Source organism: Phenylobacterium sp., from assembly GCF_036264965.1.
In the GTDB taxonomy this organism is placed as follows: Bacteria; Pseudomonadota; Alphaproteobacteria; order Caulobacterales; family Caulobacteraceae; genus Phenylobacterium.
The window spans coordinates 1-7,987 of sequence record NZ_DATAPY010000146.1; the positions used below are offsets into that span (position 1 = coordinate 1).

The window sequence follows — 7,987 nt, forward strand, 5'->3', positions numbered from 1 at the left end:
GCCCTGGTTCGGCGACAGCATTGGCCGCTACGAGGGCGAGACCCTGGTCGTCGAGACCGACCACTTCCCGCAGGCCCAGGCCTATTTCGGCGCCTGGAAGACCCTGAAGGTCACCGAGCGCTTCACCCGCGTGGGCAAGGACCGGCTGCTCTACCGCTTCACCGTCGAAGACCCCAGCGTCTGGGCCCAGCCCTGGGGCGGCGAGTACGAGTTCCATCCCCTGAAGGGCCAGGTGTTCGAATACGCCTGCCACGAGGGCAACTACGCGCTCCCCGGCATCCTCTCCGGCGCGCGGGCCGAGGAACGCCGCGCCGCCGCCGAGACGGCCGGCAAGGTCGGCGGGCGGTAGACCTCAGCCGCACGCGTTCGCCGCCGGCCCAAAAACTGTTTGTAGGCAGGGCTGATCGCAGGGGATAGTGCGGCGTCGGGCCGTGAAGAGCCCGGGAGGAAGCCACATGCCTTATGCTCAGGGCCGGGTCTATCACGACGCCGACAGCCACCTGATGGAGCCGGCCGACTGGCTGGTCCCCTTCGCCGAGGGTGCGATGAAGGATCGGCTGCTGCGGCGCGATCCGCCCTCGACGCGGCCACCGGTCACAGCGCCCAAGGAAAAGGTGATCGAGGGCCTGATCGCCGGGCCAAAAGGCCGCCTGGCCTACGGCGCCTGCGATCCGGCCGAGCGGACGCGCGCGCTGGACGAGCTGGGCTTCGCCAGCCAGCTGGTGTTCCCGACCTCGGCCTTGCGGCCGTTCCGCACGTCGTCGGACCCCGACGTCGTCTATGCCGGAACCCGCGCCGCCAACCGCGCCATGGCGGATTTCTGCAAGGACGATCGCCTGATCGGCGTGGCCTATGTGCCGCTGGACGATCCGGCTCGCGCCGTCGAGGAGGCGCAGGAAGCCATCCGCCTCGGCTGCGGCGCCGTCTGGGTGCCCTCGACGCCGGGCGGAGAGCGCTCGCCGGGCCACCCTGAGCTGGATCCCTTCTGGGCGTTGCTGGCGGCCCGGCGCATTCCGTTCGTCCTGCACATCGGCGCAGGCTCCCGCGTGCTGCCGCCGGCCTACCTCAACAACGGCCGAGCGCCCTCGCCGGACCTGCACGGCGGCGGCGAGAACCTGCGCTTCAAGGACTATGTCGTCCTGCCGCACTCGGCGGAGATGTTCCTGGCGGCGCTGGTCTATGACGGCGTCTTCGACCGCATCCCGGAGCTGCGCGGCGGCGTCATCGAATATGGCGCCTACTGGGTGCCGGGGTTCCTGCGCCAGATGGACATGGGCGCCCGCAGCTTCGGGCGCACCGACCCCTACCTGCAGGCGCTGTCGGCCAAGCCGTCGGAGATCATCCGCCGCCACGTGAAGTTCACGCCGTTCCCCGGCGAGGACGCCGGCTATCTGATCAAGGATAGCGGCGCCGACCTCTACATGTTCTCCAGCGACTATCCGCACCCCGAGGGCACCAACGACCCCATCGGCCGCTTCGAGCGGACCTTCGGGGACCTCTCGGACGCCGACCGCGAGCTGTTCTATTCGAAGAACTTCGAACAGATGCTGGGCCTCGCACAGCCGGCGATCGCCTAGGCGAAGGGGCGCTCGGCTGACGGCTTCGGCCCGCGAACTCTCGTGGGCGAAAAAGCGAGGTCGCCTGTCGTGCGGCGTGGGCGTGGTTCGTCCTAGGGTGCGAACCAACGGACGCGGAGAGACGCCATGCCCCCCACCATCACCGCCTTCGCCCAGTCGCCCGACCGCGGCCGGGGCCTGGCGCGCGACATGCGCGTCCGCTGGGCGCTGGAGGAAGTAGGCCGGCCCTACGACGTCCGCCTGGTCCCGTTCGCGCAGATGAAAGCGCCCGCCCACCTCGCGCTCCACCCCTTCGGCCAGATCCCGACCTATGAGGACGGTGCAGGCCTCGCCCTCTTCGAGTCCGGGGCGATCGTGCTGCATATCGCCGAGCGTCACCCGGGCCTGCTGCCCGCCGACACCAACGCCCGCTCGCGCGCCATCGGCTGGATGTTCGCCGCGCTCAGCACGGTCGAGCCGCCGATCGTCGATCTCTCCATGGCCATGCTCGTGGAGCGTGACCAGCCCTGGCATGAGCAGCGCCTGCCCCTCATCAAGGATCGCATCCGCGGCCGCCTGGGCGAACTCGCCAGCCGCCTCGGCGACGCCGACTGGCTCGACGGCGCCTTCAGCGCCGGCGACCTGATGATGGTCCACGTGCTGCGGCGCCTGGGCGCCTCTGGCCTGCTGGACGAATACCCCAGCCTGGCCGCCTACGTCGCCCGCGGCGAAGCCCGCCCCGCCTACCAGCGCGCCTTCGCCGCCCAGCTGGCGGTGTTCACCGCGGCCCAGGCGGGGGCGTAGCTAGGCCCACCGATATGAACAAAACCAGAACATGAGTATGTCCCCCGATCCGCAAGCAACCCATCGCCGGCCAATGCGTTCGGCCGCCGGGACAACCCAAAAAAGGAGACAGCTCACATGAAACTTGCTGTGAAATGCGCCCTCGCCGCCGCCATCGCCCTCGGCTCCGCCGGGGTGGTGGCGACCTCGGCCTCGGCCGAGGTCGTCTGCAACGCGGCCAACGAATGCTGGCACGTCAAAGGCCACTACGACTACAAGCCGGAGTTCAACGTCGTGGTCCACCCCGACGACTGGCGTTGGGGCCCGCAGGACCATTACCGCTGGCATGAACACCGCGGCCGCGGCTACTGGCGCGACGGCGTCTGGATCAAGTTCTAGGCGCCAGCTCCAGGACCACCGGTGACAGAGGGCGCCGCGGCCGCCGCGGCGCCCTTTGCAGTCGGCCAAGGGCCCCTGTGCGACAGGGACCTAGGTCCGCCGCCCCAGCGCCCGCCGCTCATAGGCCCGCTCCGTCGCATCGGCCTCAGCCTCATCCTCCGGCGTCACGTCGCAGAACCGCTTGACGATCACCGTCATCCCGCCGCCCTCATTCTCGGCCAATCGGTCGCGTTTGGCCTCGGCTTCCTCGGCCCGGATCTGCGCCGCCTCGCGCACCAGCAGGATCGGTTTGCAGTATTTCTTGGGCGCCAGGCGCGCGGTCATCCAGCGGATTGTGTCGAACCGCAGCCGGTCGGCCCAGACGCTCTTCGGCGTCGCCGCCAACGCCACCTCGCGCGCCTCGTCCAGCAGGTAGTCGGCCTGCTCCTGGCGCGCAGTCACATACATCGCCTCGAACTCTGGATACTGCCGCACCCATCGGAAGATCGTCGGCGCGCCGGGCATCGCCGGGCCGCGGGTGATCGCCAACAGGCTCTCGCCGTCGGACAGCCGCTGGCAGATCGCCTCGCCCAGCTCCGGGGTATACACCGGCCGTCGCCCGCCCGGGCGCTTCGGCCGCGCCATCCAGGCGGCCGCCACCGCCCGCTCCTCCACCCGCCGCGCCGTGCGCGCCGCCAGGAGAGCGGCCGCCATGGCGGCGCCAAACTCCGGATGCCGCCGCCAGTTGGTCGCCGTCAGCCGATGCGGCATTCCCGGCGAGCGGCACACCGAAGCCAGGGTCTCCCCCGCCGCCACCCGCGCACAGATCGTCCGCCCCAGCTCCTCGGAGAAAAACACCACCTCCCCGGCCGACGCTCCCGCCGGCCGGCCCACCGCCCCATCCGCCATCGCTGAATTCCCGCCAAGGATCGTAGCCCGCCGACGCGCCGCCAAGGGCGCAAGAGCGCCAGCCGAAGCTTCTCACAATCCCTTACAAAGTCCAGAACAAAACGCGAACATCCGTTAGCGAAACACAGTTCCACGAACCCTGTTGACTCTACAATCGCCGGTTGCTAGCTGTCAAATTACACGCAATCGGGGGATTGGCGCGATGCACCGCAATCAATTGCTGGCGGCCACATTGGCTGCGCTGACTGTATCGGGCTGCGCATCGATCCCACAGCCCCTGCAGCTCTCGGCCACGCCGCTGACGGACAAGCCGTCGGGCTCGACGGAGTACGAGAAAGCGCACTCGCTGGTTCAGGACTCCCAGACCCGCTGCGCGATCTTCCTCAACTCTCTGTTCGGAAGCGTCGCCGGCGACAACTACGCTCTGGGCCTGCTTGGAACCACCACATCCGCCTTGGCGACCGCCTTCAAACCCGTCGCGACAGCGCACGCCCTGACGGCCGCGACGTCGATCTTCACCGGCGCCAAAGCGGGGATTTCGACCGAGTATCTCAACGCGCTTTCCGTCTCCCATGTGACCCAGGCGATCCAGTCGCTCTACTGGGCCGACATGAGCAAGTACGTGACGTCGCTCAACGCGACCTACGCGAGCGACCCCACGAAGATCAACGCCGCCGCCGAACGGTCCACCATTCTTGGAATTCACAACGAGTGCTCTTTAGCGGCTGCGGAGGGCTCGATCACGAGTTCCCTGACGCCGGGCTCCAACGGCCAATCGACAGCCGCGACCGCCACCCCTCCGACCTTGGCCTACAAGGTGGATGCCACGAAGTTTGACGTTCAAACCATCGCTGTGGATCTGGCCGGCAAGATCAACGCCAACGCGGACTTCATCAAGGCCGGCGTCACCGCCGCCCCCACTTCAGGGACCCAGCCGGCGGACAAGCCGGCCCACGTCGACCTGACCATGAAGACGCCCGTCAAGATCGCGGTCGATGTCGCAGCCGCCAAGGCGGACGGAACACCCCAGGAGAAGGTCGCGTTCGTTGCCGGTCCCCCGGCGCAGATCACCATCACGCCGACGACGGCGCCGAAGCTTGGCGACGGCGACACGATCAGCCTCACCCTGCCGGCGCCCGAAAAGCCGGCCGCCGCAGCGCCCGCCGCGCCGGCGCCGGAAGCGCAGGCGCCGCCGCCACATGCCGCGGCGTTGCTTGAGGCGCGGCCAGCGATTCCACTCATTGGACGCGCTGTACCTCGCTAGCCAGCGCGGCTGCCCACACCCGCCCTTGAGGCCGGCCGTCGGAGTGACCCTTAGCGGCTCGGTTCGGCGGCGCTCGCGTGCTTCTCCTCGCCCTCGGCCTTTTCCAGCGTCACCGACAGCGGGTTCGGCACCAGGTCGTTCATCGCCCCGGAGTAGGCGTCGACGCCGATGCCAATCAGGCCGCCGACCAGGACGTTGCCTGCCATCCCTGCCCCGCCCGCGCCGCTGACGTGGTGGGTCACGTGACCGGTCCAGGCCTTGTATCCGGCCTTGGTGATCGTGACGTCGAATTCCGATTTGCGCGGCATCTTGAAGGTGCAAGGTGTCGCCTCGCAGAAGAACTGGTTGGTCGTCTTCACCGCCGCCCCCGACGGCTCGGTGTTTACCGTCCATGTATCGTTCGAGCCCCGCGTAACCGTCGCGCAGCCGCCAAGCGCGAGGCAAAGCCCCGCCACCACTAAGATTCGCATGAAATTTCCCCCCAAGCTTGACTGTAGTCAGACCTGTGAAATGGTCGACGTCAACTTGTGATTGTGTGAGCGGGCGTTTACGCTTAGTGAGATCGCCCACAGTGTGGGAAGCGCACTCGGCGATGCCGGCTTCAATCTCGTCAGTGGCTCAGGGCTGACGGTCGCGCCCGCCGCCCTCAGCGGATTCCTCGAATCTATCCAGCGATCCGGGAGTTGGGACTTGGAGCGGCGCCTACTGGTTCGCCCGTTCAGCCAACCAATCGACGGTTCGCAACCAAACGATGAGCAATGGGCTGCCCTACGGGGAGAAATGGCGCGGGTCTCCGGTGCAGTCGTCTTTCTCGGGGGCGGAAAGCTTGTCGATGATCGCCTCGTCGTTGCGGGTGGCGTCCATGCGGAGCGCGCTGCGGCAGATTCAGTCGGGGCCTTTCTCTTGCCTGTGGGATCAACCGGTGGCGCGGCCGCAGCAATCGCCCATGAGCTTGTGGGATCTGCGATCCCGTCTTCGGGCTCTGGCGCGCGGAGACCGACCGACGACGAGCTGCGTCGGCTTCTGAAAGCTCGTGATGCCAGCGAAATCGCAGGGATGACCGTTAGAATTCTTAAGCGCTTTTCCGACGCAGCGAGTTAGGCCTCATAGTTCAAAATCGGCCCCAACCATCGCTCCGCCTCACTCACCGGCCAACCCTTCCGCCGCGCATAGTCCTCCACCTGATCGCGCTCGATGCGCCCGACCCCGAAGTAGTGGCTCTCCGGGTGGGCGAAGTACAAACCGCTCACCGCCGCCGTCGGATACATGGCGTAGCTCTCGGTCAGGTTCAGCCCCGTCGCCGCCTCGGCGTCCAACAGCTTGAACAGCGTCCCCTTCTCCGTGTGGTCCGGCTGCGCGGGATACCCCGCCGCCGGCCGGATCCCCCGGTACTGTTCGGCGATCATGTGGTCGATGTCCCAGGCCTCGTCCGGCGCATAGCCCCAGAGCTCGGTGCGCACCCGCCGGTGCAACGCCTCGGCGAAGGCCTCCGCCAAGCGGTCCGCCAGGGCCGCGGCCATGATCGCCGAATAGTCGTCACCCTTGTCCTTGAAGGCCTTGGCGATCTCGGCCTCGCCGTGGCCGGCGGTGACCGCGAAGCCGCCGATCCAGTCGGGCTTGGTCCCGATGGGGGCGATGAAGTCGGCCAGCGCCACATTGGCGCGGCCGCCGTCGGCCTGGGTCTTGTCCTTGGCCATCTGCTGGCGAAGGGTGTGGAGGCGGGCGAGTTCGACGGTGCGGGTCTCGTCGGTCCACAGCACCACATCGTCGCCGTCGGAATTGGCCGGCCAGAAGCCGACCACGCCGCGCGCCTCGAACCACTGCTCGCCGATGATCCGCTGCAGCATGACCTGCGCGTCCTTGTAGAGGTCGCGCGCAGCCTCGCCGACCACGTCGTCCTCCAGGATCTGCGGGTAGCGCCCGATCAGCTCCCAGCTGGCGAAGAACGGCGACCAGTCGATGTGGCGGGCGAGGTCGGCCAGGTCATAGGCCGCAAACGTCCGTGTACCGATGAATGACGGCTTCGGCGGGTCGTAGGTGGTCCAGTCCGGCGTAAACGCGTTGTCGCGCGCCTCGTCCAGGGTGGAGCGGGCGCGCTTGTCCTGGCCGCGGGCGAAGGCCGCGCGGACCTTCACATAATCGGCCGCCGTCTCCGCCATCAGCCGGTCGCGCTCGGTGGGCGAGAGCAGGCCGGAGACCACGCCCACGGCGCGGCTCGCGTCGAGCACATAGGTGGTCTGGGAGCCCTTGTACTTCGGCTCGATCTTCACCGCCGTGTGGGTCTTGGAGGTCGTGGCGCCGCCGATCAGCAGCGGGATCTTCATGCCCCGCCGCTCCATCTCGCCGGCCACATAGGCCATCTCGTCGAGGCTCGGCGTGATCAGGCCGGAGAGGCCCACCATGTCGACGCCGTGCGCCACCGCCTCGTCCAGGATGCGGTCGGCCGGCACCATGACGCCTAAGTCGATCACCTCGTAGTTGTTGCACTGCAGGACCACGCCCACGATGTTCTTGCCGATGTCGTGGACATCGCCCTTGACGGTGGCCATCAGGATGCGGCCGGCGTGCTCGCGCGGCTTGCCTTCCTTTTCCTTCTCCATGAAGGGCATCAGGTAGGCCACGGCCTGCTTCATCACCCGCGCCGACTTCACCACCTGGGGCAGGAACATCTTGCCCGAGCCGAACAGGTCGCCGACTACGTTCATGCCGTCCATCAACGGGCCTTCGATGACGTGCAGCGGGCGCTCGGCCGCCTGGCGATCCCTGCCGGTGGCCAAGCGCATCCAGCACGCCCTGGTTCATGGCGTCACCGAATTCATCGAGGCCGACACCGAGGAGGCGCGGCTGGGCGTGGAGCGGCCGCTGCACGTCATTGAGGGTCCGTTGATGGACGGGATGAACGTGGTTGGGGACCTGTTTGGCTCGGGCCGGATGTTCCTGCCCCAGGTTGTGAAGTCGGCGCGGGTGATGAAGCAGGCGGTGGCGTGGCTGGAACCCTTCATGGAGGCCGAGAAGGGCAATGCGCCGCGCCAGGCCCAGGGCAAGATCCTGATGGCCACCGTCAAGGGCGATGTCCACGACATCGGCAAGAACATCG

Annotated in this window: 8 protein-coding genes and 2 pseudogenes; 7 read left to right on the forward strand and 3 right to left on the reverse strand. The window is 67.8% G+C overall.

The features are described from left to right. The 4 genes from VHS75_RS19345 to VHS75_RS19360 form a co-directional block, all read left to right on the forward strand. Nucleotides 1–349: hypothetical protein (locus VHS75_RS19345; RefSeq protein WP_329640252.1), on the forward strand; the 349-nt coding region annotated here is incomplete at its 5' end. Nucleotides 350–455: 106 nt separating this feature from the next. Then, complete coding sequence (locus VHS75_RS19350; RefSeq protein ID WP_329640253.1) at nt 456–1,577, forward strand: amidohydrolase family protein; 1,122 nt, start codon at nt 456–458, stop codon at nt 1,575–1,577. Between the two features lie 126 nt (nt 1,578–1,703). After that, a complete protein-coding gene (locus VHS75_RS19355) occupies nt 1,704–2,360 on the forward strand; it encodes a glutathione S-transferase family protein (protein WP_329640254.1) in 657 nt (218 codons plus the stop codon). 117 nt (nt 2,361–2,477) lie between these two features. Beyond that, the gene (locus VHS75_RS19360) at nt 2,478–2,738 is read left to right on the forward strand and encodes a hypothetical protein (protein WP_329640255.1); all 261 of its coding nucleotides are present in this window, start codon (nt 2,478–2,480) and stop codon (nt 2,736–2,738) included. Nucleotides 2,739–2,828: 90 nt separating this feature from the next. Here the strand turns inward: VHS75_RS19360 and VHS75_RS19365 are convergent, their stop codons facing one another. Then, a complete protein-coding gene (locus VHS75_RS19365; protein ID WP_329640256.1) occupies nt 2,829–3,626 on the reverse strand; it encodes a hypothetical protein in 798 nt (265 codons plus the stop codon). Between the two features lie 142 nt (nt 3,627–3,768). Here VHS75_RS19365 and VHS75_RS19370 point away from each other — a divergent pair, with 142 nt between their 5' ends. Then, on the forward strand, nt 3,769–4,890 hold the full coding sequence (locus tag VHS75_RS19370; protein WP_329640257.1) for a hypothetical protein: 1,122 nt from the start codon (nt 3,769–3,771) through the stop codon (nt 4,888–4,890). Nucleotides 4,891–4,940: 50 nt separating this feature from the next. Here the strand turns inward: VHS75_RS19370 and VHS75_RS19375 are convergent, their stop codons facing one another. Continuing rightward, a complete protein-coding gene (locus tag VHS75_RS19375; protein WP_329640258.1) occupies nt 4,941–5,360 on the reverse strand; it encodes a translation initiation factor 2 in 420 nt (139 codons plus the stop codon). Nucleotides 5,361–5,463: 103 nt separating this feature from the next. On the opposite strand from VHS75_RS19375, the gene VHS75_RS23135 reads away from it, so the two are divergent. Next, the gene (locus VHS75_RS23135; RefSeq protein WP_414694368.1) at nt 5,464–5,991 is read left to right on the forward strand and encodes a hypothetical protein; all 528 of its coding nucleotides are present in this window, start codon (nt 5,464–5,466) and stop codon (nt 5,989–5,991) included. On the opposite strand, the pseudogene VHS75_RS19380 reads toward VHS75_RS23135, so the two are convergent. Continuing rightward, a pseudogene (locus tag VHS75_RS19380) lies at nt 5,988–7,661 on the reverse strand (vitamin B12 dependent-methionine synthase activation domain-containing protein); the annotation flags it as partial. The gene VHS75_RS23135 and the pseudogene VHS75_RS19380 sit on opposite strands and share 4 nt — an antisense overlap. 7 nt (nt 7,662–7,668) lie before the next feature. Here VHS75_RS19380 and VHS75_RS19385 point away from each other — a divergent pair. Then, nucleotides 7,669–7,987 (forward strand): annotated as a pseudogene (locus tag VHS75_RS19385) (B12-binding domain-containing protein); the annotation flags it as partial.